Source organism: Streptomyces sp. NPDC000075, from assembly GCF_040301925.1.
In the GTDB taxonomy this organism is placed as follows: domain Bacteria; phylum Actinomycetota; class Actinomycetes; order Streptomycetales; family Streptomycetaceae; genus Streptomyces; species Streptomyces polychromogenes.
Window position 1 is genome coordinate 188226 of record NZ_JBEPFL010000007.1, and the last position, 24323, is coordinate 212548.

General features: G+C 71.6%; 21 protein-coding genes and 1 tRNA gene. 10 read left to right on the forward strand and 12 right to left on the reverse strand.

Going from position 1 to position 24323, the window contains the following annotated elements:
• Positions 1–3: 3 nt before the first annotated feature.
• From ABT403_RS11525 to ABT403_RS11535, 3 genes are read left to right on the forward strand one after another with little or no spacing between them, the layout of a single operon-like run.
• On the forward strand, positions 4–1818 hold the full coding sequence (locus ABT403_RS11525) for a branched-chain amino acid ABC transporter permease (RefSeq protein WP_344154294.1): 1815 nt from the start codon (positions 4–6) through the stop codon (positions 1816–1818).
• A 3-nt stretch (positions 1819–1821) separates the two neighbouring features.
• Positions 1822–2778, forward strand: a complete 957-nt coding sequence (locus tag ABT403_RS11530; RefSeq protein ID WP_344154291.1) for an ABC transporter ATP-binding protein — start codon at positions 1822–1824, stop codon at positions 2776–2778.
• Entirely contained in the window at positions 2775–3491 is a 717-nt protein-coding gene (locus ABT403_RS11535) for an ABC transporter ATP-binding protein (protein ID WP_344154288.1), read from the forward strand. The genes ABT403_RS11530 and ABT403_RS11535 overlap by 4 nt, the downstream gene beginning before the upstream one ends.
• Positions 3492–3570: 79 nt before the next feature.
• Here the strand turns inward: ABT403_RS11535 and ABT403_RS11540 are convergent, their stop codons facing one another.
• The gene (locus ABT403_RS11540; RefSeq protein ID WP_079425828.1) at positions 3571–4227 is read right to left on the reverse strand and encodes an ANTAR domain-containing response regulator; all 657 of its coding nucleotides are present in this window, start codon (positions 4225–4227) and stop codon (positions 3571–3573) included.
• A 99-nt stretch (positions 4228–4326) separates the two neighbouring features.
• On the opposite strand from ABT403_RS11540, the gene ABT403_RS11545 reads away from it, so the two are divergent.
• Positions 4327–4401, forward strand: a tRNA-Leu gene (locus tag ABT403_RS11545).
• Positions 4402–4511: 110 nt separating this feature from the next.
• On the forward strand, positions 4512–5258 hold the full coding sequence (locus ABT403_RS11550; protein ID WP_344154282.1) for a transcriptional regulator: 747 nt from the start codon (positions 4512–4514) through the stop codon (positions 5256–5258).
• Here ABT403_RS11550 and ABT403_RS11555 read toward each other — a convergent pair.
• From ABT403_RS11555 to ABT403_RS11565, 3 genes are all read right to left on the reverse strand, one after another.
• A complete protein-coding gene (locus ABT403_RS11555) occupies positions 5227–5739 on the reverse strand; it encodes a GNAT family N-acetyltransferase (protein ID WP_344154279.1) in 513 nt (170 codons plus the stop codon). The genes ABT403_RS11550 and ABT403_RS11555 overlap by 32 nt on opposite strands.
• Entirely contained in the window at positions 5736–6899 is a 1164-nt protein-coding gene (locus tag ABT403_RS11560) for an MFS transporter (protein WP_344154276.1), read from the reverse strand. The genes ABT403_RS11555 and ABT403_RS11560 overlap by 4 nt, the downstream gene beginning before the upstream one ends.
• A 110-nt stretch (positions 6900–7009) precedes the next feature.
• Positions 7010–7450, reverse strand: a complete 441-nt coding sequence (locus ABT403_RS11565) for an Rrf2 family transcriptional regulator (RefSeq protein WP_344154273.1) — start codon at positions 7448–7450, stop codon at positions 7010–7012.
• Positions 7451–7577: 127 nt separating this feature from the next.
• Between ABT403_RS11565 and ABT403_RS11570 the strand changes: the two genes are divergently transcribed.
• From ABT403_RS11570 to ABT403_RS11580, 3 genes are all read left to right on the forward strand, one after another.
• On the forward strand, positions 7578–8255 hold the full coding sequence (locus ABT403_RS11570) for a MerR family transcriptional regulator (protein ID WP_344154270.1): 678 nt from the start codon (positions 7578–7580) through the stop codon (positions 8253–8255).
• Between the two features lie 314 nt (positions 8256–8569).
• Positions 8570–8821 (forward strand): EF-hand domain-containing protein, encoded by a 252-nt coding sequence (locus tag ABT403_RS11575; RefSeq protein ID WP_079431655.1) that lies wholly within the window; start codon positions 8570–8572, stop codon positions 8819–8821.
• Between the two features lie 153 nt (positions 8822–8974).
• Positions 8975–10072, forward strand: coding sequence for a serine hydrolase domain-containing protein (locus tag ABT403_RS11580; RefSeq protein WP_344154263.1), 1098 nt, complete (start codon positions 8975–8977; stop codon positions 10070–10072).
• 75 nt (positions 10073–10147) lie between these two features.
• On the opposite strand, the gene pyk is transcribed toward ABT403_RS11580, so the two are convergent.
• Positions 10148–11575 carry a pyruvate kinase gene (pyk, locus tag ABT403_RS11585; RefSeq protein ID WP_344154260.1) on the reverse strand — a complete coding sequence of 476 codons (1428 nt, stop codon included), beginning with the start codon at positions 11573–11575 and terminating at the stop codon, positions 10148–10150.
• A 156-nt stretch (positions 11576–11731) separates the two neighbouring features.
• The gene (locus ABT403_RS11590) at positions 11732–12448 is read right to left on the reverse strand and encodes an SIMPL domain-containing protein (protein ID WP_344154257.1); all 717 of its coding nucleotides are present in this window, start codon (positions 12446–12448) and stop codon (positions 11732–11734) included.
• 155 nt (positions 12449–12603) lie between these two features.
• Between ABT403_RS11590 and ABT403_RS11595 the strand changes: the two genes are divergently transcribed.
• On the forward strand, positions 12604–14412 hold the full coding sequence (locus ABT403_RS11595) for a bifunctional metallophosphatase/5'-nucleotidase (RefSeq protein ID WP_344154254.1): 1809 nt from the start codon (positions 12604–12606) through the stop codon (positions 14410–14412).
• Positions 14413–14473: 61 nt separating this feature from the next.
• Here ABT403_RS11595 and ABT403_RS11600 read toward each other — a convergent pair whose 3' ends face one another.
• On the reverse strand, positions 14474–15883 hold the full coding sequence (locus ABT403_RS11600) for a lysine N(6)-hydroxylase/L-ornithine N(5)-oxygenase family protein (RefSeq protein ID WP_344154251.1): 1410 nt from the start codon (positions 15881–15883) through the stop codon (positions 14474–14476).
• Positions 15880–17253, reverse strand: coding sequence for a pyridoxal phosphate-dependent decarboxylase family protein (locus ABT403_RS11605; RefSeq protein WP_344154877.1), 1374 nt, complete (start codon positions 17251–17253; stop codon positions 15880–15882). Before ABT403_RS11605 ends, ABT403_RS11600 begins: the two co-directional genes overlap by 4 nt.
• Positions 17254–17558: 305 nt before the next feature.
• On the opposite strand from ABT403_RS11605, the gene ABT403_RS11610 reads away from it, so the two are divergent.
• Positions 17559–19388: a hypothetical protein gene (locus ABT403_RS11610; RefSeq protein ID WP_344154248.1), complete on the forward strand. Its 1830-nt coding sequence runs from the start codon at positions 17559–17561 to the stop codon at positions 19386–19388.
• A 3-nt stretch (positions 19389–19391) separates the two neighbouring features.
• Here ABT403_RS11610 and pepN read toward each other — a convergent pair whose 3' ends face one another.
• The 4 genes from pepN to ABT403_RS11630 all read right to left on the reverse strand — a co-directional run bounded on the left by pepN (position 19392) and on the right by ABT403_RS11630 (position 24209).
• Entirely contained in the window at positions 19392–21893 is a 2502-nt protein-coding gene (pepN, locus tag ABT403_RS11615) for an aminopeptidase N (RefSeq protein WP_344154245.1), read from the reverse strand.
• 88 nt (positions 21894–21981) lie between these two features.
• Positions 21982–22320, reverse strand: coding sequence for a chorismate mutase (locus ABT403_RS11620; RefSeq protein WP_344154242.1), 339 nt, complete (start codon positions 22318–22320; stop codon positions 21982–21984).
• Positions 22321–22397: 77 nt separating this feature from the next.
• A complete protein-coding gene (locus ABT403_RS11625; RefSeq protein ID WP_344154239.1) occupies positions 22398–23546 on the reverse strand; it encodes a sensor histidine kinase in 1149 nt (382 codons plus the stop codon).
• Between the two features lie 6 nt (positions 23547–23552).
• A complete protein-coding gene (locus tag ABT403_RS11630) occupies positions 23553–24209 on the reverse strand; it encodes a response regulator (protein WP_344154236.1) in 657 nt (218 codons plus the stop codon).
• Between the last annotated feature and the right edge of the window lie 114 nt (positions 24210–24323).

A 24323-nucleotide genomic window follows, 5' to 3' on the forward strand; every position in this document is an offset into this window, starting at 1 on the left:
ACCATGACGACCATCACCGCGGACACCCCGCAGACCACCGCAGCCGACACCGGCTTCATCGCGATCCCCGAGAAGACGGCCCGCCTCCTCGCCACCGCCGGCGGCCTCCTCACCGTCATCTCCTGCTTCCTGTCCTGGACCTGGACCCACGAGTTCCCCGGAGACCTCACCGTCTACGGCTACCCCGGCGGACTCCAGTGGCTCGTCCTCGTCGGCGGCGCCCTCACCACCCTCTTCGGCCTCGCCTCCTACGGCATCAAGGGCCTCGGCTGGCTCACCCCCGGCGGCGCCGACGCGGCCATCAAGCTCTCCGCACTCGCCGCCTTCGCCACCGCCTGGTACACGGTCATCACCATCACCGTCCAGCTCGGCGGCATCGTGAACCTGGAACCCGGCGGCTACATCGTCGCCCTCACCACCCTCGCCAGCCTCGCCGGCGCCCTCGCACTGCCCTTCGCCCGCCCCACCCTCGAAGGCCCCGACCCCGACGACGGCGCCTGGGACACCTTCAAGCACAACGCGGGCAACACCTGGACCACCGCCAAATCCGCCTTCGCAGCCCGCACCCCCGCCCCGCCCCGCGCCGTCCCCTCCTGGGCCGAGATCCTCCTCATCGCCGCCGTACTCGCCATCGCCCTCGGCATCTTCACCTACGGCATCACCACCCCGTACCAGGAACTCTTCGTCGGCTTCCTGATCACCGCGGGCTTCGGCTTCGGCGCCCTCAACAAGAGCGGCCTCGTCGCCCGCTTCACCGCCCTCACGGCCAAGCACCGCAACGTCGCCCTCATCGGCGCCTTCGTCGCCGCCATGGCCTTCCCCCTCACCCAGACCGACGACCAGTACGCGACCGTCGGCGTCAACATCCTCATCTTCGCCACCGTCGCCCTCGGCCTGAACATCGTCGTCGGCCTCACCGGCCTCCTCGACCTCGGCTACGTCGCCTTCCTCGGCGTCGGCGCCTACACCGCGGCCCTGGTCTCCGGTGCCCCGAACTCCCCCTTCGGCGTGCAGTTCCCCTTCTGGGCGGCCATCCTCATCGGCGCGGTCGCCTCCATGGTCTTCGGCGTCCTCATCGGCGCGCCCACCCTGCGCCTGCGGGGCGACTACCTCGCCATCGTGACGCTCGGCTTCGGTGAGATCTTCCGCATCACCATGAACAACTTCGACGGCGTCTCCGGCCCCAACGTCACCAACGGCTCCAAGGGCATCTCCAACATCCCCAACGTCGACCTCTTCGGCTTCGACTTCGGCGCCAGCCACACCATCGCCGGCTTCACCATCGGCCGCTTCGCCAACTACTTCCTGCTGCTGCTCCTGGTCACCCTCATCGTGGTCATGGTCTTCCGCCGCAGCGCCGATTCCCGCATCGGCCGCGCCTGGGTCGCCATCCGCGAGGACGAGACCGCCGCCGAAGCCATGGGCATCAACGGCTTCCGCGTCAAGCTCATCGCCTTCGCCCTCGGCGCCACCCTCGCCGGCCTCGCCGGCGCCGTACAGGCCCACGTCCAGTACACGGTCACCCCCGACCAGTACCAGTTCGCCAACTCCCTCCCGCCGAACTCCGCGTTCCTGCTCGCCGCGGTCGTCCTCGGCGGCATGGGAACCATCTCCGGGCCCCTCGTCGGCGGATCCCTGCTCTTCCTGATCCCCAACAAGCTCCAGTTCCTCGGCGACTACCAGCTCCTCGTCTTCGGCGTCGCACTCGTCATCCTGATGCGCCTGCGCCCCGAAGGCCTCATCCCCAACCGGCGCAACCAGCTCGAACTCCACGCGGACCTCGACGCGCCCACGGTCCTCGGCAAGGCAGGGGCCTGACCCATGACGACCACCACCACCGAAACGGTCCTCGACGCACGCGGCGTCACGATGCGCTTCGGCGGCCTCACCGCCGTCAAGAACGTCGACCTGACCGTACGCAGCGGCGAGATCGTCGGCCTCATCGGCCCCAACGGCGCCGGCAAGACCACCTTCTTCAACTGCCTCACCGGCCTCTACATCCCCACCGAGGGAGAGGTCCGCTACAAGGGCACCGTCCTGCCGCCCAAGTCCTTCAAGGTCACCGCGGCCGGCATCGCCCGCACCTTCCAGAACATCCGTCTCTTCAACAATATGACGGTCCTGGAAAACGTCCTCGTCGGACGCCACACCCGCACCAAAGAAGGCCTCTGGTCCGCCCTCCTGCGGCTCCCCGGCTTCCACAAGGAAGAAGCCGCCAGCCGCGAGAAGGCCATGGAACTGCTCGCGTTCATCGGCCTCGACCACAAGGCCGAACACCTCGCCCGCAACCTCCCCTACGGCGAACAGCGCAAGCTGGAAATCGCCCGCGCCCTCGCCAGCGACCCCGGCCTCATCCTCCTGGACGAGCCCACCGCCGGCATGAACCCCCAGGAAACCCGGGCCACCGAAGAACTCATCTTCGCCATCCGGGACAAGGGCATCGCCGTCCTCGTCATCGAGCACGACATGCGCTTCATCTTCAACCTCTGCGACCGCGTCGCCTGCCTCGTCCAGGGCGAAAAGCTCATCGAAGGCACCGCCGGCGAAGTCCAGAGCGACGAACGCGTCGTCGCCGCCTACCTCGGCGAGCCCTTCGAAGGCGCCCCCGGCGCCGAGGAAGCCGCCGAGGTCGAGGCCGCCGAAGAAGCAGCCGAAGCGGCCGAGGCCGCCGAAGCCGCCGAAGCCGCCGAAGCCGAAGCCTCCGAGGCCGCAGACGCCGCCGAAGCCGCAGACGCCGAGGCGGACAGCACCACCAGCACGGACGGAGAAGCCAAGTGACCGCACTCCTGGAGGTCGAAGACCTCCGCGTCGCCTACGGCAAGATCGAAGCCGTCAAGGGCATCTCCTTCAGCGTCGACGAAGGCCAGATCGTCACCCTCATCGGAACGAACGGCGCCGGCAAGACGACCACCCTGCGCACCCTCTCCGGACTGATCAAGCCCAAGGGCGGCCAGATCAAGTTCCAGGGCAAGTCCCTCAAGAAGGTCCCCGCGCACGACATCGTCTCGCTCGGCCTCGCCCACTCCCCCGAGGGCCGGCACATCTTCCCCCGCATGACCATCGAGGACAACCTCCTCCTCGGCGCCTTCCTCCGCAACGACAAGGAAGGCATCCAGAAGGACGTCCAGCGCGCCTACGACCTCTTCCCCATCCTGGGAGAGCGCCGCAAGCAGGCCGCCGGCACCCTCTCGGGCGGCGAGCAGCAGATGCTCGCCATGGGCCGCGCGCTCATGTCCCGGCCCAAGCTGCTCATGCTGGACGAGCCCTCCATGGGCCTCTCCCCGCTGATGATGCAGAAGATCATGGCCACCATCGCCGAGCTCAAGGCGTCGGGCACCACGATCCTGCTCGTCGAGCAGAACGCCCAGGCCGCGCTGTCGCTGGCCGACCAGGGCCACGTCATGGAGATCGGCAAGGTCGTCCTGTCGGGCCCCGGCCGCGAGCTGCTCGTCAACGAGGACGTCCGCAAGGCGTACCTCGGCGAGGACTGACGCCCCCTGAAACCCGTGAGGCCCGTCTCCCCTCGGGGGGAGACGGGCCTCACGCATGCTCCGGGCCGCTACCTCCCGGCTACTTCCCGGCGGCGTTCTGCTTCTTCTCCTCGGCGTCCTCGATGACCGCCTCGGCGACCTGCTGCATGGACATGCGGCGGTCCATGGAGGTCTTCTGGATCCACCGGAACGCGGCCGGCTCCGTCAGCCCGTACTGGGTCTGCAGGATGCTCTTGGCCCGGTCGACGAGCTTGCGGGTCTCCAGACGCGCGGAGAGGTCCGCGACCTCCTTCTCCAGCGCCTTCAGCTCCGCGAACCGGGACACGGCCATCTCGATGGCCGGGACCACGTCGCTCTTGCTGAACGGCTTCACCAGGTACGCCATGGCCCCGGCGTCCCGGGCCCGCTCGACGAGCTCGCGCTGCGAGAAGGCGGTGAGCATCAGGACCGGGGCGATGGACTCCCCGGCGATCTTCTCGGCGGCGGAGATCCCGTCGAGGACGGGCATCTTCACGTCGAGGATGACCAGGTCGGGCCGGTGCTCCCGCGCGAGCTCGATGGCGGTCTGCCCGTCACCGGCCTCGCCGACGACGGAGTACCCCTCCTCTTCGAGCATCTCTTTGAGGTCGAGACGGATGAGCGCCTCGTCCTCGGCGATGACGACGCGGGTCGTCAGCGGCGGAACGTGCGACTGGTCGGCGTCGGGCGTGGGCGTCGACTCGTGCTCGGCGGTCACGGAGGCTCCTCTTTGCGGGGCATAACAAGCTCCCCCGAGCCTACCCACCTGCGGTAAGGTGGACCCGCAGCGGGTCGGGCTAAACCTTCGATTCCGCGGGCCCCGGTAGCCCAATTGGCAGCAGGCAGTGGATTCAAAACCCACACAGTGTCGGTTCGAGTCCGACCCGGGGCACTTTTCCTTCCTTTCCAAGGTCACGTGATATCCACGTGACCTTCACCCGTTTTAGGGACGCCTGCACAATTCCGGCACGTGGGCGAATTGCGCACGCCACCGTCGATCGCATGTACGACATCCCCACGCGTAAACGCGCCCTGGCTCTGCTCGACAGCGGACGCAGTCTGAACTCCGTCAGCAAGGAAACGGGAATATCCCGGGCGGCCATCCGCTCCTGGCTCACCCGCATCGAGCCGTTGCCCCGCCTCAACCAGTCAGCGCCGTGCTCACGCCCGGCCGACGAGGCTGCCTACTCCTACCTGCTCGGCCTCTATCTCGGTGACGGCTGCATCAGCGAACACCCGCGCGGCGGACACCACCTCCGCGTCTTCTGCGACAACGGCTGGCCCGGCCTCATCGAGCAGTGCCGCACCGCCATCCTGGCGGTGCGTCCGACGGACAAGGTCTACGTGCTGCAGCGCCAGGGCTGCGTTGCCGTCACCAGCTACGGGCGGCACTGGACGTGCCTGTTCCCCCAGCACGCACCCGGGAAGAAGCACGACCGACTCATCGCCCTCGAACCCTGGCAACAGGAGATCGTGGACGCTCACCCCTGGGAGTTCATCCGGGGCCTGATCCATTCCGACGGGTGCCGGATCACCAACTGGACCGTCCGGAACGGGAAGCGGTACGAGTACCCCCGGTACTTCTTCACCAACAAGTCCGACGACATCCGTCGGCTCTGCACCGACACCCTCGCCAAGGTCGGCGTCCAGTGGACGGTCCTCGCGCGGGGCAGTGACCCCTTCAACGTCTCCATCGCCCGCAAGGAATCCGTCGCCCTCATGGACGCCCACGTCGGGCCGAAGTACTGACGTCCAGGGCGTAAACGGTGCAGGGCCGGTCCAGGACCGTGTCCTCGCGGAGCGGGGTGAAGCCGAGGCGCGTGGCGACGGCGGTCGAGGCCGTGTTGCCGTGGTGGATCATGGCCGTGATGCGGTCCAGGCCCAGGGGGCCGAAGCCCCAGTCGAGGACGGCGCGGGCCGCTTCCGTCGCGTAGCCGTGGCCCCAGTGGGGGCGGGCGAAGGTCCAGCCGATCTCGGTTTCGCCGAACCGCTCCCACCAGTTCAGGCCGCAGCGGCCGATCGTTTCGCCGGTGTCGCGGAGTTCGACGGCGCAGAGGCCGTGGCCGCGGTCGGTCCATTGGCGGTGGATGGCCTGGAGGCGGGCCGCGGCCTGCTCCCGGGTGTAGGTGCCGACGAAGCGGGCGACCTCCTCGTCGGCGTGGAGCCGTACCCACCAGTCGGTGTCGTTCTCGGTGAGGGGGCGGAGTCGGAGGCGTGCGGTGGTGATCACTGGGTTGCGCTTTCCGTGCGGCGGATGGCGGTGTGGGCGGCTTCGGCCGCGATGAGGGCGAGGGTAATGAGGGCGGCGCCGAGGGGGCCGAGCCGGTGGGGGCCGAGCCAGGTCAGGCCGGCCTGGCCGACGACGGGTGCGAGGGCGACGCCGATGTAGACGGTCGCGGAGGCGAGGCCGGTGAGGAGGGGGGCGGCGGCCGGGAGGGTGGTGATGAGGCGGTGGGTCTGGGGGGCGAGGAGTCCCCAGCCGCAGGCTCCCCAGACGAGGAGGGCGGCGAGGGTGGTGGGGAGGTGGGCGGTGGTCCAAGGGAGGAGGGCGAAGTCGAGGGCGGCGAGGGTGAGGGCGGTGTTGATGACGCGGCGGCTGCCGTAGCGGTCGGTGAGGCGGCCTGAGGCGAGGGTGCCTGCGGTGGCGGCGAGGCCCCAGGTGAAGAGGAGGGCGGCGAGGGTGGTGGTGCTGTTGCCGGTGGCGCGGTCGAGGGAGGGGGCGATGAAGGAGTAGACGGTGTAGAGGCCGGTGTAGGCGAGGAGGGTGGTGAGGAGGGTGAGGCCGATGCGGTGGTCGGTGAGGGGGGTGAGGCGCGTGCGGAGGGGGACGGTGGGCGGGGTGGGGAGGGTGGGGAGGAAAAGGGCGGTGCCGGTGGCGGCGAGGAGGCCGAGGGCGGAGACGAAGAGCATGGTGGTGCGCCAGTCGTCGGTGAGGCCGGCGAGGGCGGTGCCGAGGGGTGCGCCGAGGGCGGTGGCGGCGCTGAGGCCGGTCATGACGGTGGCGATGGCGCGGCCGCGGCGTTCGGGTGGGGCGAGGGTGGCGGCCGCGGCGACGGCGGCGGGGGTGATCATGGCGCCGCCGAGGCCGGCGAGGGCGCGGGCGGCGAGGGCGGTGGTGAAGTGGGGGACGTAGGCGGTCAGGAGGTTGCCGGTGGTGAAGAGGGCGTATCCGGTGAGGAAGAGGGTGCGGCGGGGCCAGCGGGTGGTGAGGGCGGCCGTGACGGGGCCGAGGAGGGCGTAGGTGAGGGCGTAGGCGGTGAGGAGCCAGCCGGCGGTGCTGGTGGGGATGTCGAGGGTGTGGGCGGCGTCGGGGAGGATGCCGGCGATGACGAAGCTGTCGGTGCCGATGGCGAACATGCCGGTGGCGAGGATGAGGAGTGGGCGGTGCACGGGTGTGGGGTCTCCGGAGGCTGTTGATGTAACTGGATTGGTTACGACAGTGGGCCGAGAAGAGGCCGGTCCCGGGGGCCGGCCGGTGTCAGGACGGGGTCAGGGCGGTGTCAGGACGGGGTGGCGATCGTCTCTCTGAGGACGTCGGCGATGGTGACGCGGGCCAGTTCGCGTTTCATGGATTCCTCGGCGCGGTCGTAGGTGTCGCGCAGGACGGGTGGGATGCCGATGCCGACGGGGCACTTCTGGTTGGGGGTGCCTGCGTGGAGGGCGAGGAGGGGGTCGGGTTCGACGGCGAGGTAGACGTCCCTGAGGGTGATGTCCTGTGGGGGGCGGGTCAGTCGCCAGCCGGCGCCGGCGCCGCGCCGGGATTCGACCAGGCCGGCGTCGCGGAGGTGGCCGAGGGTGCGGCGGATGACGACGGGGTTGGTGTTGACGCTGTCGGCGATCTGCTCGGAGGTGACGATGCCGTCGGGGCGCCGGGGGCAGACGTAGGCCATCCAGGTGAGGGTGTGGGTGGCCACGGTCATGCGGCTGCTGTTCGCGCCCATCGGTGTCTCCGGGTCTCCCGTAACGACTGTTGTAACTGATTCTGTTACGGCTGCGGGTCGTGTGTCCAGTACGGCCGCCGGAATCTAGCCTTGAGTTTCCAGTGGGTGGAGACCTCAGGGTGGGGGCATGGACGGCGCGGCGGAGTTTTTTTCGATCGGGGAGCTGGCCCGGAGGTCGGGGCTGGCGGTGCGGACCATTCGGTTCTACTCCGACGAGGGGATCGTCGTGCCGGCCGGTCGTAGTCGTGCCGGGTACCGGCTGTACGACGTCGGGGCGCTGGTGCGTCTGGAGCTGGTGCGGACGTTGCGCGAGCTGGGTGTGGATCTGCCCGCCGTGCGGCGGGTGCTGGATCGGGAGTCGTCGGTGGCGGAGGTGGCCGCCGTGCATGCCGATGCGGTGGAGGTTCAGCTGCGGGTGCTGCGGATGCGTCGGGCGGTGTTGCGGTTGGTGGCCGAGCGCGGGTCCAGTCCTGAGGAGGTCGGGTTGATGCACAGGGTGACGCGGTTGTCGGCGCGGGAGCGGCGGCGGCTGGTGGACGTGTTGGTGGAGGGGGCCGAGGAGTCGGTGGCGGCGATGGTGCGGGTGGCGGCGCCGGATCTGCCGGAGGATCCGTCGGCCGAGCAGGTGGCGGCGTGGGTGGAGCTGGTGGAGCTGATGGGTGACGCGGAGTTCGGCGAGGTGTTCCGGCGGTCTCCGGGGGTGGAGGGGCCGGTGGATCCGCGGGTGGAGCGGTACTGGCGGCTGGTGTGGGCGGTGAACGGGTGGGAGGTCGTGCCGGGGTGGGTGCGCGAGGGCTCTGCCTGACCCCGTTCGCGCCGGATCGGGCCGGGTCGTTCGGCGGGGGTGCGTGAAGGGCGTGCCGGGCGGGCCGGCCCCTGCGGGAGGGGTCGGGCAGGCCCTAGGGGGTGTCCGCAAAGTAGCGCCGTCCGCCCGGAGGGCGGGCCCTGCGGCGTCCGGTGCGTGCTCTCGGCGTGCCGGGCGGAAGTCCGCGTACTGGACGTACTCGGTCTTCCGCCCGGTGCGGCGAGAGTGCGTGCCGGGCGTCGCGGGGCAGGCGGGACTTTGCGGACACCCCCTAGGTTGGGGTGTACTCAAGTCCGGTTTGAAGGGGTGCCTCGGTGAGCGAGAAGGCTCGGAAGCTGTTCGACGCGTTGGATCTGAACCATGACGGTGAGCTGACGCGGCTGGAGGTGATCTCGGCCCTGCGGTCGAAGGGGCCGACGCTGGCGGCTCGGGGGGATCTGCCGTTCTGGGGTCTGGGGGACGCGGACGCGTCGTCGGCGTTGTTCGACGCGGCGGACAAGAACGGTGATCAGGTGCTGAGCTTCGAGGAGTTCGAGGCGGAGGTGGACCGGCGGTTCGGCTGGTAAGGGGGGTTTGCCCCACCTGGTGTCGGGTGGGTGGCGGGATGCCGCCGGGGGCCGGTCCCCGGTGATCGTTGGGTGTGGCACGCGTTGGGGTGCCGTTTCGGCGATTTCCGGGGAGGGTCCGTGGGTGGGTGGTTGAGGCGGGGGCGTCGGCGTATGGCGGCCGTGGTGGCGGTGGGGGTGCTGGCGTCGGGGGTGGCGGCGCAGCCGGTGGCGTTCGCGGCCGGCCGGCCGGATTCGGTTCAGCGGGGTCTGGACGGCCTGGTGCGCGGTGGCGGGGTGCCGGGGGCGCTGGCGACCGTGACGGATGGGCGGGGGCACTCGCGGACTTATACGGCCGGGGTCGGTGACGTGGCCACGGGTGCGGGGGTGCCTCGGGACGGGCAGGTGCGGATCGGGAGCAACACGAAGGTGTTCACGGCCGTGGTGGTGCTCCAGCTGGTGGGTGAGGGGCGGCTCGGGCTGGACGACGAGGTGGAGGAGCACCTGCCGGGGGTGGTGCGCGGGGATGGTTTCGACGGGCGGTCGATCACCGTGCGGCAGCTGCTCCAGCACACGAGCGGGATCCCGGACTACGAGGCGGAGGTCGGGGAGGCGATCGAGCGGGGGCGCTATGTGGAGCCGCGGGAGGTGCTGGAGATCGCGTTCCGGCATCCGGCGACGTCCCGGGACGGGAGGACGTTCGGCTACAGCAATACGAACTACGTGCTGGCCGGTCTGATCGTGGAGAAGGTGACGGGGCGGTCGCTGGCGTCGGAGATCGACCGGCGGGTGGTGCGGGAGCTGGGGCTTCGGCACACGTATTTTCCGGCGCCGCGGGATCGGGGCATTCGGGAGGCGCATCCGCGCGGCTACCACCAGGACGTGGTGGGCGGGCCGCTGCGGGAGGTGACGGTCATCGATCCGTCGGCGGCGTGGGCCGCGGGTCAGATGGTGTCGACGAACTCGGACATGAACCGGTTCTTCAGCGCGTTGCTGGGGGGTCGTCTGCTGCGGCCGGAGCAGCTGCGGGCGATGCGGACGACGGTGGGGATCGGGGATTCGGGTGCGGGGTACGGGCTGGGTCTGATCCGGCGGCCGTTGTCGTGCGGTGGGGAGTACTGGGGGCACGGCGGTGACATCACGGGGTTCGAGACGCGGGGTGGGGTGGGGCCGGACGGGCGTGCGGTGAGTGTCGCGGTGACGGCGGATCCGGCTGATTACGGGGTCACGGAGCGGTTGGAGGGGCTGGTGGACGAGGCCCTGTGCCGTTGAGCGGTGTGGGTGTGCGGGTGCGCCGCCGGGGTCCCTTCTCGTGGGCCCCGGCGGTGTCGTCGTGTGGGGGTGGCGTCAGTGGACGGGGTCGCCGATGTGGTGGATGCGGACGAGGTTGGTCTTGCCGCTGACGCCGGGGGGTGAGCCGGCGGTGATGACGACGATGTCGCCGGGGCGGCAGCGGCCGATGCGCAGGAGTTGTTCCTCGACCTGGGCGACCATGGCGTCGGTGGAGTCGACGTGGGGGCCGAGGAAGGTTTCGACGCCCCAGGTGAGGTTGAGCTGGGAGCGGGTGGCGGCGTCGGGGGTGAAGGCGAGGAGGGGGATGGGTGAGCGGTAGCGGGAGAGCCGGCGGACGGTGTCTCCGCTCTGGGTGAAGGCGACGAGGTACTTGGCGTCGAGGAAGTCGCCCATTTCGGCGGCGGCGCGGGCGACGGCTCCGCCCTGGGTGCGGGGCTTGTTGCGGTCGGTGAGGGGCGGGAGGCCCTTGGCGAGGATGTCCTCTTCGGCGGCTTCGACGATGCGGGCCATGGTGCGGACCGTTTCGACGGGGTGTTTGCCGACGCTGGTCTCGCCGGAGAGCATGACGGCGTCGGTGCCGTCGATGACGGCGTTGGCGACGTCGGAGGCTTCGGCGCGGGTGGGCCGGGAGTTGTCGATCATCGAGTCGAGCATCTGGGTGGCGACGATGACGGGCTTGGCGTTGCGCTTGGCGAGTTTGATGGCGCGCTTCTGGACGATGGGGACCTGTTCCAGGGGCATTTCGACGCCGAGGTCGCCGCGGGCGACCATGATGCCGTCGAAGGCGGCGACGATGTCGTCGATGTTCTCGACGGCCTGGGGCTTTTCGATCTTCGCGATGACGGGGAGGCGCCGGCCTTCCTCGTCCATGACGCGGTGGACGTCCTCGATGTCGCGGCCGGTGCGGACGAAGGAGAGGGCGATGACGTCGGCGCCGGTGCGCAGGGCCCAGCGGAGGTCTTCGATGTCCTTGTCGGAGAGGGCGGGGACGGAGACGGCGACGCCGGGGAGGTTGAGTCCCTTGTGGTCGGAGACCATGCCGCCTTCGATGACGCGGGTGTGGACGCGGGGGCCGTCGACGGCGGTGACTTCGAGGGTGACGCGGCCGTCGTCGACGAGGATGCGTTCGCCGGTGGTGACGTCGTCGGCGAGGCCCTTGTAGGTGGTGCCGCAGGTGTGGCGGTCGCCTTCGTGGTCTTCGACGGTGATGGTGAACTCGTCTCCGCGTTCAAGGAGTACGGGTCCTTCGTGGAAGCGGCCGAGGCGGATCTTCGGGCCTTGAAGGTCGGCGAGGATGCCGACGCTGCGGCCGATCTCGTCGGAGGCCTTGCGTACGCGCTGGTAGCGCTCCTCGTGTTCGGCGTAGGTGCCGTGGCTGAGGTTGAGGCGGGCGATGTCCATTCCGGCTTCGACCAGGGCTTTGATCTGGTCGTAGGAGTCGGTGGCGGGGCCCAGGGTACATACGATTTTCGCTCGGCGCATGGGGGGAGCGTATGCCCTACCGAGGGGTAGGACACGAGGTGGACGTGTCTGCTCAACAACCTTTGGGCAAAGGCTTGTTGACATTTGTTGAATGTGCGTGGGGATGCTCTGATGAGCACCCCCACGGGGTCACCGCTTCGGCGTTTCGTACGGGTTTCAGAGCCGGGGCGGGGTCATCGTGAAGCGGGCGTTCACCTGGGCGTGGACGGTCTGCCGCTGGGGTTCGAGGTCGAGGGGCGGGGCGCCCGCGTCCTCGGCCCCGGCGAAGCTCATGGAGCGGTAGGCGGCGGGGGCGGCCATGGCGAGCGGGACGGCGTTCTCGGCGTCGAGGTCGGCGAGTTCGACGAGGGCGGCGAGGTCGGCGCCGAGGGCGCGGGCGTACTCGCGGGCGCGCTGGACGGCTTCGAGGACGGCCTGGCGGCGGGCTTCGCCGTGGGCGGGTGAGGTGGGGCGCAGGGCCCACCAGGGGCCGTCGACGCGGGTGAGGTCGAGGTCGGCGAGGCGGGTGGTGAGTTCGCCGAGGGCGGTGAAGTCGTTCAGCTCGGCGGTGATGCGGACGGTGCCGTGGTAGGCGCGGACGCGTTCGCCGCGGCCGTGGCGGGTGAGTTCGGGGTTGATGGAGAAGGCGCCGGTCTCCAGCTTCTCGACGGGCTCGCCGTAGCTCTTGACGAGGTCGAGGACGGCGTTGTTGCGGCGGGTGAGGTCGTCGAGGGCGCTGCGGCGGTCGGTGCCGCGGGCGGTGACGGTGATGCCGATGCGGGCGATCTCGGGGTCGACTTCGAGGCGGGCCTCGCCGCGGACGGCGACGCGGGGCACTTCGGGGGTGCCGTAGGGCTGGTGGGCGGCCGGGGTGTGCGGGGCGTCCTGGGTCATGGTTTCACTGTCGCACCGTCGCCCGTTCCGGTCTGGTCATCGGATCGAAACCTGGGTGGGGGTGTTGCGGCTTGTTACCCATCGGTCAGAATCTACGCGCGTTGTCCACGCGTTTTGACGCTGTACTGACACACGCCTGACCAGGGGAGAGTGACATGGGGTTCGACCGTAGGACGTTCATGGGGGCTTCGGCCGCGACGGGTGCCGCCGTGGCGCTGGCGGGGGCCTCGGCCGCGCCGGCCGCCGCCGCGCCGGCCGCCGCAGCCGCGCCGTCGGCGAGGCAGCGTACGTACGCGTTCACCGTGATGGGGACGACCGACCTGCACGGGAACGTCTTCAACTGGGACTACTTCACGGACAAGGAGTTCGACGACAAGGCGCACAACGACATCGGCCTGGCGAAGATCTCGACCCTGGTGAACCAGGTGCGGGCGGAGAAGGGGCGGTGCAACACCCTCCTGATCGACGCCGGTGACACCATCCAGGGCACGCAGCTGGCGTACTACTACGCCAAGGTGGACCCGATCACCGCGCGCCGGGGTCCGGTGCACCCGATGGCTCAGGCCATGAACGCGATCGGCTACGACGCGGCGGCCATCGGCAACCACGAGTTCAACTACGGCATCCCGGTGCTGCGCAAGTTCGAGGAGCAGTGCCGCTTCCCGCTGCTGGGGGCGAACGCGCTGGACGCGAAGACCCTGAAGCCGGCGTTCGCCCCGTACAGCATGCACCGGCTGCGGACCCCGCACGGGCGGGACGTGAAGGTGGCGGTGCTGGGGCTGACGAACCCGGGCATCGCGATCTGGGACAAGGCGAACGTGCAGGGGAAGATGACCTTCCCGGGGCTGGAGGAGCAGGCGGCGAAGTACGTGCCGCGGCTGCGGTCCATGGGCGCGGACGTGGTGATCGTCTCGGCGCACTCGGGTTCGAGCGGTACGTCCTCCTACGGTGACCAGTTGCCCTACATCGAGAACGCGGCCGCTCTGGTGGCCGAGCAGGTGCCGGGGATCGACGCGGTCCTGGTGGGTCACGCGCACACGGAGATCCCGGAGTACCGGGTGAAGAACAAGGCGACCGGCAAGGACGTGGTGCTGTCGGAGCCGCTGAAGTGGGGGCAGCGCCTGACGCTGTTCGACTTCGAGCTGGCGTGGGACCGGGGCCGCTGGTCGGTGTCGAAGGTGTCGGCGAAGGTCCTGAACTCGAACACGGCCGCCGAGGACCCGAAGATCACGAACCTGCTGGCGGACGAGCACCGCAAGGTGGTGGCGTACGTCAACCAGGTGATCGGCACCTCGAAGCAGGCGATGAGCTCGGCGGACGGCCCGGTGAAGGACGTGCCGATCATCGACCTGATCAGCCACGTGCAGGCGGAGACGGTCAAGGCCGCCCTGGCGGGCACGGAGTGGTCGGCGCTGCCGGTGCTGTCGCAGGCCTCCTGCTTCTCGCGGACGGCGGCCATCCCGGCCGGGCAGGTGACGATCAAGGACGCGGCGGGCCTGTACCCGTTCGAGAACACCCTGGAGGCGCGCCTGCTGACGGGTGCGCAGCTCAAGGACTACCTGGAGTACTCGGCGAAGTACTACGTCCGGACGGCTCCCGGTGACGTGGTGGACCCGGCGAAGCTGACGAACGCGGAGTCGACCCCGGACTACAACTACGACGCGCTGTACGGGCTGTCGTACGACATCGACATCGCGCAGCCGACGGGGTCGCGGATCTCGGGGCTGTCCTTCCAGGGCAAGCCGGTGGACCCGGCGGCGCGGTTCGTGCTGGCGGTGAACAACTACCGGGCGTCGGGCGGCGGCAACTTCCCGCACGTGCCGCAGGCCAAGCAGCTGTGGTCGAACTCCGAGGAGATCCGCACCACGATCATCCAGTGGGTGAAGGCCAAGGGGACGATCGACCCGGCGCAGTTCGCGTCGGTGGACTGGAAGCTGACGCGGGCCGGGGTACCGGTCTTCTAACACCGCCCGTTCCCGCCGGGGCCGGGACCCGCCACGGGGCGGGTCCCGGCCCCGGGTGCGTTCAGGGGTGGTCGACGAGGGGGAGGAGGTCGACGGCGGGGCGGGGGCGGGTGTGTTCGCGCTGTTCCAGGCCGAAGGTGGTGAAGGCGGTGCGGTCGGGCTGGGGGTAGGGCTCTTTGCCGGTGAGGGTGTTGAGGATGGCGGCGCTGCGCCAGGCGGCGAGGCCGAGGTCGGGGGCTCCGACGCCGTGGGTGTGGCGTTCGCCGTTCTGGACGAAGACGGTTCCGGTGACGGAGGGGTCGAGGACCATGCGGTAGCGGTCGTCGATGCGGGGGCGGCCGGAGGAGTCCTTGCGCATGTAGGGGTCGAGGCCGGCGAAGAGGCTGGTCAGGGGGCGCTCGCGGTAGCCGGTGGCGAGGACGACGGCGTCGGTGGTCAGGCGGGAGCGGCTGCCCTGCTGGAGGTGTTCGAGGTGGAGTTCGACCTTGGTGGTGGCGACGCGGCCGGCGGTGCGGACGGTGACCCCGGGGGTGAGGACGGTGTCGGGCCAGCCGCCGTGGAGGCTGCGGCGGTAGAGCTCCTCGTGGATGGCGCCGATGGTGGCGGCGTCGATGCCCTTGTGGAGCTGCCACTGGGCGGGGACGAGGCGGTCGCGGACGGGTTCGGGCAGGGAGTGGAAGTAGCGGGTGTAGTCCGGGGTGAAGTGTTCGAGGCCGAGCTTGGAGTACTCCATGGGGGCGAAGGAGGGGGTGCGGGCGAGCCAGGTGAGGCGTTCGCGGCCGACGGGGCGGGCGCGCAGGAGGTCGAGGAAGACCTCGGCTCCGGACTGGCCCGATCCGATGACGGTGACGTGTTCGGCGCCGAGGATGCGGGCGCGGTTGTCGAGGTAGTCGGCGGAGTGGATGACGGGGACGGTGGGGGCCTCGACGAGGGGGCGCAGGGGTTCGGGGACGAAGGGGGCGGTGCCGATGCCGAGGGCGAGGTTGCGGGTGTAGGTGCGGCCGAGGGCCTCGGCCTCTCCGTCGGTGTCGAGCTGGGTGTAGTCGACTTCGAAGAGGTCGCGTTCGGGGTTCCAGCGGACGGCGTCGACCTGGTGGCCGAAGTGGAGTCCGGGCAGGCGGCCGGCGACCCAGCGGCAGTAGGCGTCGTATTCGGCGCGCTGGATGTGGAACTGCTCGGCGAAGTAGAAGGGGAAGAGCCGTTCCTTGTGCTTGAGGTAGTTGAGGAAGCTCCAGGGGCTGGCGGGGTCGGCGAGGGTGACGAGGTCGGCGAGGAAGGGGACCTGGAGGGTGGCTCCGTCGATGAGGAGTCCGGGGTGCCAGCGGAAGTCGCGGCGCTGGTCGTAGAAGGCGGTGGCGAGGCGGTCGGCGCCCTGGGCGGGGAGGCCGTGGCTGAGGGCGGCGAGGGAGAGGTTGAAGGGGCCGATGCCGATTCCGACGAGGTCGTGGGGTGCATCGTGCTGGGCGGTCATCGGTGGGTTCTGCCTTCCAGGTGGGCGATGAGGGTGTCCAGGTCCCCGGCCGTGGTGTGGGGGTTGAGGAGGGTGGCTTTGAGCCAGAGGCGGCCGTCGGCGGTGGCGCGGCCGAGGACGGCGGTGCCGTCCTGGAGGAGGGTGCGGCGCAGGGTGGCGAGCCGGTCGTCGTCCGTGGGGGTGGGTCGGAAGAGGACGGTGGTGAGGGTGGGGCGGGCGTGGAGTTCGAAGCCAGGGTGTGCGTCGAGGAGGTCGGCGAAGTACTCGGCCGTGGCGCAGGTCCGGTCGATGAGGTGGGCGAGGCCGTCGCGGCCGAGGGCGCGCAGGGTGGTGGCGATCTTGACGGCGTCGGGGCGGCGGGTGGTGCGCAGGGAGCGGCCGAGGAGGTCGGGGAGGCCGGCTTCGGTGTCGTCGGTGGCGTTGAGGTAGTCGGCCTGGTGGGCGAGGGGGGCCAGCAGGCGGGTGTCGGGGACGGCGAGGAGGCCTGCGGCGACGGGTTGCCAGCCGAGTTTGTGCAGGTCGAGGGTGATGGAGCGGGCGCGTTCGAGGCCGGTGAGCCTGGGGCGGTGGCGGGGGCTGAGGGCGAGGGTTCCGCCGTAGGCGGCGTCGACGTGGAGTTCGGCGCCGTGGTGGTCGCAGACGTCGGCGAGGGCGGGGAGGGGGTCGATGAGTCCGGCGTCGGTGGTGCCCGCGGTGGCGGTGACGAGGACGGGGCCGGGGGTGGTGGTGAGGGCGGTGTCGAGGGTGGCGGGGTCGAGGGTGCCGGTGGGGGTGGGGAGGGCGTGGGCGGGGGGCAGGCCGAGGAGCCAGGCGGCGCGGGGGATCGAGTGGTGGGCGTTGGCGCCGTGGACGACGGTGAGGCGGGGGCCGTGGCGTTCGCGGGCGAGCAGGAGGGCGAGCTGGTTGGCTTCGGTGCCGCCGGTGGTGAGGAGGGCGTCGGGGCGAGGGGTGGGGTAGAGCTCCGCGGCAAGGGCGGTGGTGAGGAGTTCCTCGACGACGGAGGCGGCGGGGGCCTGGTCCCAGGAGTCGAGGCTGGGGTTGAGGGCGCTGACGGCGAGGTCGGCGGCCGCGGCGACGGCGAGCGGGGGGCAGTGGAGGTGGGCGGCGCAGAGGGGGTCGGCGGGGTCGGCGGCGCCTGCGGCGAGGGTGTGGACGAGGGTGGCGAGGGCCTCGTGGCCGCCGGTGCCGTGGGCGGGGAACACGTCGCCGAGTGCGGCGCGGACGCGGGCGGCGGTGGCGTCCGGGCCGCCGGCGGGGAGGGGGCCGCCGCGGTCGGCGGCGCCGGTGCGCAGGGCGGTCAGGACGGTGTCGAGGAGGGGCCGCAGGGCGTCGGCGCCGCCCCGTCCGCCGGCGAGCGGGGGCGTGGGCAGGGGCGCGGTCATGGCGGGCCTCCGGGGCTGGGCGGGCGGGGTGCGCGGGCCTGGGCTGCTCGGTGGCCGAGGCCGGGCGGAACACCCGGCCGGTACAACGATCAGACCCGAATGGGGTAACCCTCGAGATGGGGGCGGGGGTCGGTTTTCGGCCGTCCGACCGGTAGGGGGCGGGGTGCGGGCGGGGCGGGCGGTGGCCGGATGGGGATGGGGAAATCTTGGAATTCCGGGCTCTGGGCCGCAGGTCGCGCCGGTACTACAGTGCGGTCGGCACGGGGCGCGCGTGCGGTGCGGGAGGGGACCCGATGGCTGGATCCGGAGTGTTGGCGAAGGTGGCCGGCGCGGTCGGCGGGAAGACGGCGGCGGTGGTCGCGGCGGGGGCCGTCGTGGTCGCCGGTGCGGCCGGTGCGGGGGTGTGGTGGACCTCGCAGGGGCCGGAGCCGGTGGTGGTGGTCCAGCGCTCCACGTCGGTGACGGTGCCGGCGGGCGCCGAGCAGCGGACGGTGGCGGGGTGTCTGCCGCACGAGACGGCGCTGGGCGGCGGGTACGCGATCGCGGGGGCGGGGTTCGCGACGAACAGCCATTTCATCGGGGGTGCGTGGCTGGCCGCGGCGTTCAACCCGGGTGACGCGGCGTCGACGCTGACCTCGTACGCGTTGTGCGTGAACGCGAAGCCGCAGATGGAGGGTGACCCGGACTTCCGGTCGACGACGTACGCGTTCCTGGACCGGGGGAACAAGCTCGCGGGGCCGGAAGGCATTCACGACGCGACGACCGACGGTCCGTTCAAGGGGGCGCCGACCACGTCGCAGGCCACACCGCGCTGCTCGGACGGATACACGATGGTGGGTGCCGAGTTCAAGGCCGACCGGGTCCGGCCGGGGCGGCCGGTGGCGCCGGTTCCGCTGGACCGGCTGACACCCGGGGCGGGGAAGCCCGGTCCGGGTGGTTCGGCGGCCGGTGGGAGCGACTTCGTGTTGCGGCTGAACCCGGGAACGGAGCTGAGCTCCCGTCCGTTCCCGTTGGGGGACTCCACCGACGTGCTGCGCATGACGCAGCTGAAGAACCCGCCCGCCCCACAGGCGAACTTCGCGGTGGATGTGCGGCCGGTGTGCGTGAAGCTGAAGAGCGTGTCGGTGGTGACGGCCCAGGTGGCGGTCGCGGCGGGCGGCAGTGCGCAGGCGACGGTGGCCTGTCCGAAGAACCGGCTGATGCTGGGGGGCGGCTTCAACTTCCCGGCGGCCAACGAGACCGGCGCGTTGGAGGCCCCGCAGCGGTACTTCGGTGACGGCTGGCTGTTCGCCGGGACGAACGGGCCCGCGGTGGCGGGTACGCCGTCGGGGGGCCGGGTGCGGGAGTGGCACGTCACGGGGGTCAACCAGCAGAGGAAGGGCGGCCTCTACCACGATTCGGCGTGGATCGAGCACAGTGACGCCGAGACCTCGACGGGCAACGTCTACCTCGACGCGCAGGCGCACGGCGGGGACGACCAGATGCTCCGGCCCTCCTCGGTACCGGACGCCCAGCCGATGACCGCCAGCGCTCTGTGCGCGACGATCGACGCGAAGGCCACCTCTCCGGCGAAGGGGCCGTCGCCGACGTCGGTGGGGAGGCCGGACCTCCCTGTGGTGCCGGGGACGGATCCTTCCGTTCCGGTGTCGGGGTCGCCGTCGGTGTCCCCGTCCGCTTCCGCGTCGCCGTCGCAGTCCCCGGGGCGCGGCGCCCCGCCCTCGTCCGGCTCCCCCGACTCCCCCAACTCCCCCTCCCCCGGCCGTCCCACGAACGGCGGCAACCCGCAGCCGTCGACGAGCGCCCCGCAGCAGCCGCAGCCCCCGGCGGTGGCGATCCGGCAGCCGGGGAGCGGCGGGCAGCTGCGGCGCGGCTGTGAGGAGAGCTTCTCGGGTTCGGCGCGGACCCGGCCGGGTGACCGGGCCATCACCGATCCGCAGTACACGTCCTGGCAGCTGAAGGGCCCGAACGGGCCGGTGGCGGTGGGGGCCGGCCCGTCGGGCGGCTTCCTGGTGCCGCTGCTGCCCGACGGGACGTATCCGCTGGTGTTCACCGCGACCGACCCGGACAGCGGCCTGGCGGCCAGTGCCCAGGTGCCGGTGCGGATCGTCGGCTGTGTCCGTTAGGCCTCAGGCCCCGCGTACGCGCAGGGTGCGGGCGAGGTCGTCGAGCTGGTCGACGAGGACGCGGCGCAGCATCGGGATGACCTCCGGGTCCTCCAGGGCGGCGTGGCCGGCCCGGAGGTTGGCCTCGTCGGCGTGGTGGACGGGGAAGGCCCAGCGGCCGGCGGCCTCGCCGATGGCGGGGCCGCGGCGGGCTCCGACGGCGATCGCCTCGGGGTAGTAGCGGGCGACGTAGTCCTGTACGAGTTCGGTCTGTTCGGGCTGCCAGAAGCCGTTCGCGGTGGCGGTGAACAGGTAGTTGGACAGGGTGTCGTCGTGGAAGAGGGCCTGCCAGGCGGCGGCCTTGGCCTCGGGGGTGGGCAGGGCGGCGCGGCAGCGGGCGGCGCCCTGCCGGCCGGTGGCGCTGGGATCGGCGGCGAGGGCGGTGTCGATGGCGTCCTCGTCGACGGCGCCGAGGACGGCGAGGCGGGCGAGGATGCGCCAGCTCAGCTCGGGGTCGAGTTCGGGGCCGCCGGTGACGGTGCCGTCGGCGAGCCAGGCGGCGATGGTGTCGGGCTGGGTGGCGCTGTCGATGAAGGCGCGGACGGCGGCGAGGCGCAGGCCGGGGTCGGTGCCGTCCTCGGTGCGGCGCAGGAGGTCGCGGGCGATGGTGGTGAGGGTGGCGAGGGCCGCGGTGCGTTCGGCGGGGGCGGTGTAGAGGTCGGCGACCTGGTGGCGGGCGAAGGCGAGGACGCCCTGGACGACGGCGAGGTCGCTCTCGTCGGGGAGGTGGGCCTCGGCGGTGGCGAGGTAGGCGGCGGGTTCGAGTTCGCCGTCGCGGACCATGTCGCGCAGGGAGCCCCAGACGACGGCGCGGGTGAGCGGGTCGGGGATGCGGGAGAGGCCGCGCAGGGCGGTTTCGAGGGAGGTCGCGTCGAGGCGGACCTTGGCGTAGCTGAGGTCGCCGTCGTTGAGGACGAGGAGGTCGGGGCGGGGGCCGGCGCCGGAGATGACCTCGTCGCTGGGGACGTCGAGGTCGAGGAGGTCGGTGCGCTCCAGGAGGCCGTCGGTGGCGCGGGTGTAGGTGCCGGCGGTGATGCGGTGGGGGCGGCTGCCGTGGCGGTCGACGGTGAGGGTCCAGCCGCCGGCGCCTTCCTGGATCTCGGGGGTGAGGGTGTCGATGCCGGTGGTGCGCAGCCAGATGTCGGCCCAGGCGTGGACGTCGCGGTCGGTGTGGGCGGCGAGGGAGTCCACGAAGTCGGCGAGGGTGGCGTTGGCGAACTTGTGCCGGGCGAAGTGGGTGTTGATGCCGGCGAGGAAGTCCTTCTCGCCGAGCCAGGCGACGAGCTGGCGCAGGGCGGAGGCGCCCTTGGCGTAGGAGATGCCGTCGAAGTTGAGGAGGGCCGAGGCGGTGTCGGGGACGTCGTCGGGGCCGGGGGCGACGGGGTGGGTGGAGGGGCGCTGGTCGGCGGCGTATCCCCAGGGCTTGCGCTCCATGCCGAACTCGGTCCAGGTGCCGGTGAAGCGGGTGGCTTCGGTGAGGGTCTGGTAGCCCATGTACTCGGCGAAGGACTCGTTGAGCCAGATGTCGTCGAACCAGGCGAGGGTGACGAGGTCGCCGAACCACATGTGGGCCATCTCGTGGGCGATGACCATGGCGCGGCGCTGGCGTTCGGTGTCGGTGACGGCGGAGCGGAAGACGAACTCGTCGCGGAAGGTGACCAGGCCGGGGTTCTCCATGGCGCCGGCGTTGAACTCGGGGACGAAGGCCTGGTCGTAGGAGTCGAAGGGGTAGGGCTCGGTGAACTTCTCGTGGTAGCGGTCGTAGCAGGCGGTGGTGACGGAGAGGATCTCGTCGGCGTCGGCGTCGAGGTGGGGGGCGAGGGACTTGCGGCAGTGGATGCCGAAGGGGAGTCCGGCGTGCTCGGTGGTGACGCTGTGCCAGGGGCCGGCGGCGACGGCGGCGAGGTAGGTGGAGATGACGGGGGTGGGGGCGGAGGTCCAGACGCCGGCGCCGTCGCCCTCGCGGTCGCCGGTGCGGGTGGTGATGCCGTTGGCGAGGACGGTCCAGTGGGCGGGGGCGGTGACGGTGAACTCGAAGACGGCCTTGAGGTCGGGCTGGTCGAAGGCCGGGAAGACCCGCTGGACGTCGTCCATGAACATCTGGGTGTAGACGTACGTCTCGCCGTCGGCGGGGTCGGTGAAGCGGTGGAGGCCCTCGCCGGTGCGGGAGTAGCGCATGCGGGCGTCGACGCGCAGTTCGTGGGGGCCTTCGGCCAGGCCGGTGAGGGGGAGGCGGTTGCCGGTGAGGCCGGCGGGGTCGAGGGGCCGGCCGTCGAGCGTGGCGGAGCGCAGTTCCTCCGGCTTCAGTTCCACGAAGGTGTCCGCGGGGGTGCGGGCGCTGAAGCGGATGACGGTGGTGGAGTCGAAGGTCTCGTCGCCGGTGGTGAGGTCGAGGGTGACGGCGTAGTGGTGGACGTCGAGGAGCTGGGCTCGGAGCTGCGCTTCGTTGCGCGTCAGTGCGGACATGGGGCCATGCTGCCGGATGGGCCGCCGCTGTCCTAGGCCGTATCGGTCCGGTGGCGGGCGGGGTCGCCCGCCCGCCTCCGGGGGCCGGTCACTCCTCGCCGGCGGCGATGGTCTCGTGGTGGCGGATGACCTCGGCGATGATGAAGTTGAGGAGCTTCTCGGCGAAGGCCGGGTCGAGCTTGGCGTTCTCGGCGAGCTGGCGCAGGCGGGCGATCTGGCTGGCTTCGCGGCCCGGGTCGGCGGGGGGCAGCTGGTGGCGGGCCTTGAGGTGGCCGACCTGCTGGGTGCATTTGAAGCGTTCGGCGAGCATGTGGACCACGGCCGCGTCGATGTTGTCGATGCTGTCGCGCAGGCGGGCCAGTTCGGCGGTGACGTTCTCGTCGATCGCGGCGGGGTCGGTGCCGCTGTCGCGGTCGCTGGTGTTCATGGTCAACGAGCTTACGTGGCGGGCGGGCGTGTCACCCCTGGCATGTCGCTGGGTGAGACGGGCCGTGCGGCCGGGGTTCACAGGGGCAGGGTGGCGGTGACGAGCCAGCCTCCTTCGGGGGCGGGGCCCGCGGTGAGGCGGCCGCCGAGGGCTTCGGCGCGTTCGGCCATCCCGGCGAGGCCGTAGCCGCCGCCCCGGGCCTTCTCGGAGAGCCGGGCGGGGTGTCCGCCGTCGTCGGCGACGCGTACTTCGAGGCCTGCGGGGACGGTGCGCAGGCCGATGCGGACGGCGGTGGCGGTGGCGGCGTGTTTGCCGATGTTGGTGAGGGCTTCGAGGACGATGCGGTGGGCGGTGGCGGCGACGTCGCCGGGGACGCGCTCGTCGAGGCCCTGCTCGATGTAGAGGACGACGGGCGGTCCGGCGAAGCGGCGGGCGAGGTCGCGGAGGTCGGCGAGGCCGGCGACGGGGGCGGTGGCGGGGGCGGCGGGGGTGCCGTCGTCCTCGCGGAGGACGCGGACGAGGCGGCGCATGGAGCCGAGGGCTTCGTCGCCGGCGGTTTCGATGCGGCCGAAGACCTCGGCGGCGCGTTCGGCGGTGACGCGGGTGAAGCGGGCGGCGCGGGCCTCGACGACGATGCCGGTGACGTGGTGGGCGACGAGGTCGTGGAGTTCGCGGGCGAGTTCGAGGCGTTCGGCGGCGCGTACGGCGTGCAGTTCGCGCAGGCGCTGGACGGACTGGAGGCGCAGCAGGAGCGAGTAGGCGGTGACGACGACGGTGAGGACGGAGAAGAGGAGGGTGAAGCGGCCGGGGTCGGCGTCGCGTACGGGGACGGCCATGCAGCCGAGGCCGAGGAGGGGGCCGAGGACGGCGGCGGTGCGGGCGCGGGCGTGCAGCAGGACCTGGGAGAGCAGGACGAGGAGGGCGACGGCCTCGCCGGCGCCCCAGACGACGGTGGGCCGGTCGCCGAGGACGAGCAGGAGGGTGACGGTCCAGGTGGTGGCGGCGGCGAACCAGGCGCGGGCGAGGAGGGGCAGGCCGGGCCAGGGGGCGGCGCTGAGGCAGACGAGGACGCCGGAGACCCAGACGGTGGCGTGCGGGGGGCTGGGCTGCCGGGCGAGGACGACGCCTTCGAAGGAGACGAGGGCGAGGAGGAGTACGGAGAACAGCAGCCGGATCCCGCCGGCGGCGCGGGGGTGGCGGCGGGCCCAGGAGGCGAGGGGGCTCACGGGGGTTCAGGGGGTGGTGGCGGCGAGGCCGCTCTCCCAGGCCCAGGCGGCGATCTCGACGCGGTTGCGGGCGGTGATCTTGGCCTGGACGTTGGCCAGGTGGGTCTTGACGGTGGACAGGGAGACGTACAGCTCGGCGGCGATCTCGGCGTTGGTCAGCCCGCGGGCGAGGCAGCGCACGACGTCCTGTTCGCGTTCGGTGAGGGGCTCGGAGGGGCGCCGGGCGGCCTGGGGGCCGGCCATGCGGGGGGCCATCTCGCGCAGCAGGCGGACGGTGATGGCGGGTGAGACGAGGGCGTCTCCGGCGGCGGCGGCCCGTACGGCTTCGACGAGCATGGCGGGGCTGGCGTCCTTGAGGAGGAAGCCGGAGGCGCCGCCGTGGAGGGCCGCGTGGACGTATTCGTCGAGGTCGAAGGTGGTGACGATGACGATGCGGGGGGTGTCCTGGCCGGAGAGGCGGCGGGTGACTTCGAGGCCGTCGACCCGGGGCATGCGGATGTCGAGGAGGAGGACGTCGGGGCGGTGGGCGGCGACGGCGTCGAGGGCGGCCTGTCCGTCGGGGGCGTCGGCGACGACCTCGATGTCGGGCTGGCTTTCGAGGATCATCCGGAAGCCGGTCCTGACCATGTCCTGGTCGTCCGCGATGACCACTCTGATCGTCATGCGCCGCCTGCCCCACTGTCGCCCGTTGCCGCCGGTGGGTCCGCCCCGGCGGGTGCCGGGGTGTCCCGGTCCCATGGGACCCGGGGGCGGGGCGGCCCGCAACCGGACGGCCGG

What these genes read in the sequence shown, in the direction of transcription:
- ABT403_RS11525 (WP_344154294.1), top strand. Translation starts at nt 4, where the DNA reads ATGACGACCATCACCGCGGACACCCCGCAGACCACCGCAGCCGACACC.
- ABT403_RS11530 (WP_344154291.1), top strand. Translation starts at nt 1,822, where the DNA reads ATGACGACCACCACCACCGAAACGGTCCTCGACGCACGCGGCGTCACG.
- ABT403_RS11550 (WP_344154282.1), top strand. Translation starts at nt 4,512, where the DNA reads ATGTACGACATCCCCACGCGTAAACGCGCCCTGGCTCTGCTCGACAGC.
- ABT403_RS11565 (WP_344154273.1), bottom strand. Translation starts at nt 7,450, where the DNA reads ATGGGCGCGAACAGCAGCCGCATGACCGTGGCCACCCACACCCTCACC.
- ABT403_RS11570 (WP_344154270.1), top strand. Translation starts at nt 7,578, where the DNA reads ATGGACGGCGCGGCGGAGTTTTTTTCGATCGGGGAGCTGGCCCGGAGG.
- ABT403_RS11580 (WP_344154263.1), top strand. Translation starts at nt 8,975, where the DNA reads ATGGCGGCCGTGGTGGCGGTGGGGGTGCTGGCGTCGGGGGTGGCGGCG.
- pyk (WP_344154260.1), bottom strand. Translation starts at nt 11,575, where the DNA reads ATGCGCCGAGCGAAAATCGTATGTACCCTGGGCCCCGCCACCGACTCC.
- ABT403_RS11590 (WP_344154257.1), bottom strand. Translation starts at nt 12,448, where the DNA reads ATGACCCAGGACGCCCCGCACACCCCGGCCGCCCACCAGCCCTACGGC.
- ABT403_RS11595 (WP_344154254.1), top strand. Translation starts at nt 12,604, where the DNA reads ATGGGGTTCGACCGTAGGACGTTCATGGGGGCTTCGGCCGCGACGGGT.
- ABT403_RS11600 (WP_344154251.1), bottom strand. Translation starts at nt 15,883, where the DNA reads ATGACCGCCCAGCACGATGCACCCCACGACCTCGTCGGAATCGGCATC.
- ABT403_RS11610 (WP_344154248.1), top strand. Translation starts at nt 17,559, where the DNA reads ATGGCTGGATCCGGAGTGTTGGCGAAGGTGGCCGGCGCGGTCGGCGGG.
- pepN (WP_344154245.1), bottom strand. Translation starts at nt 21,893, where the DNA reads ATGTCCGCACTGACGCGCAACGAAGCGCAGCTCCGAGCCCAGCTCCTC.
- ABT403_RS11620 (WP_344154242.1), bottom strand. Translation starts at nt 22,320, where the DNA reads ATGAACACCAGCGACCGCGACAGCGGCACCGACCCCGCCGCGATCGAC.
- ABT403_RS11630 (WP_344154236.1), bottom strand. Translation starts at nt 24,209, where the DNA reads ATGACGATCAGAGTGGTCATCGCGGACGACCAGGACATGGTCAGGACC.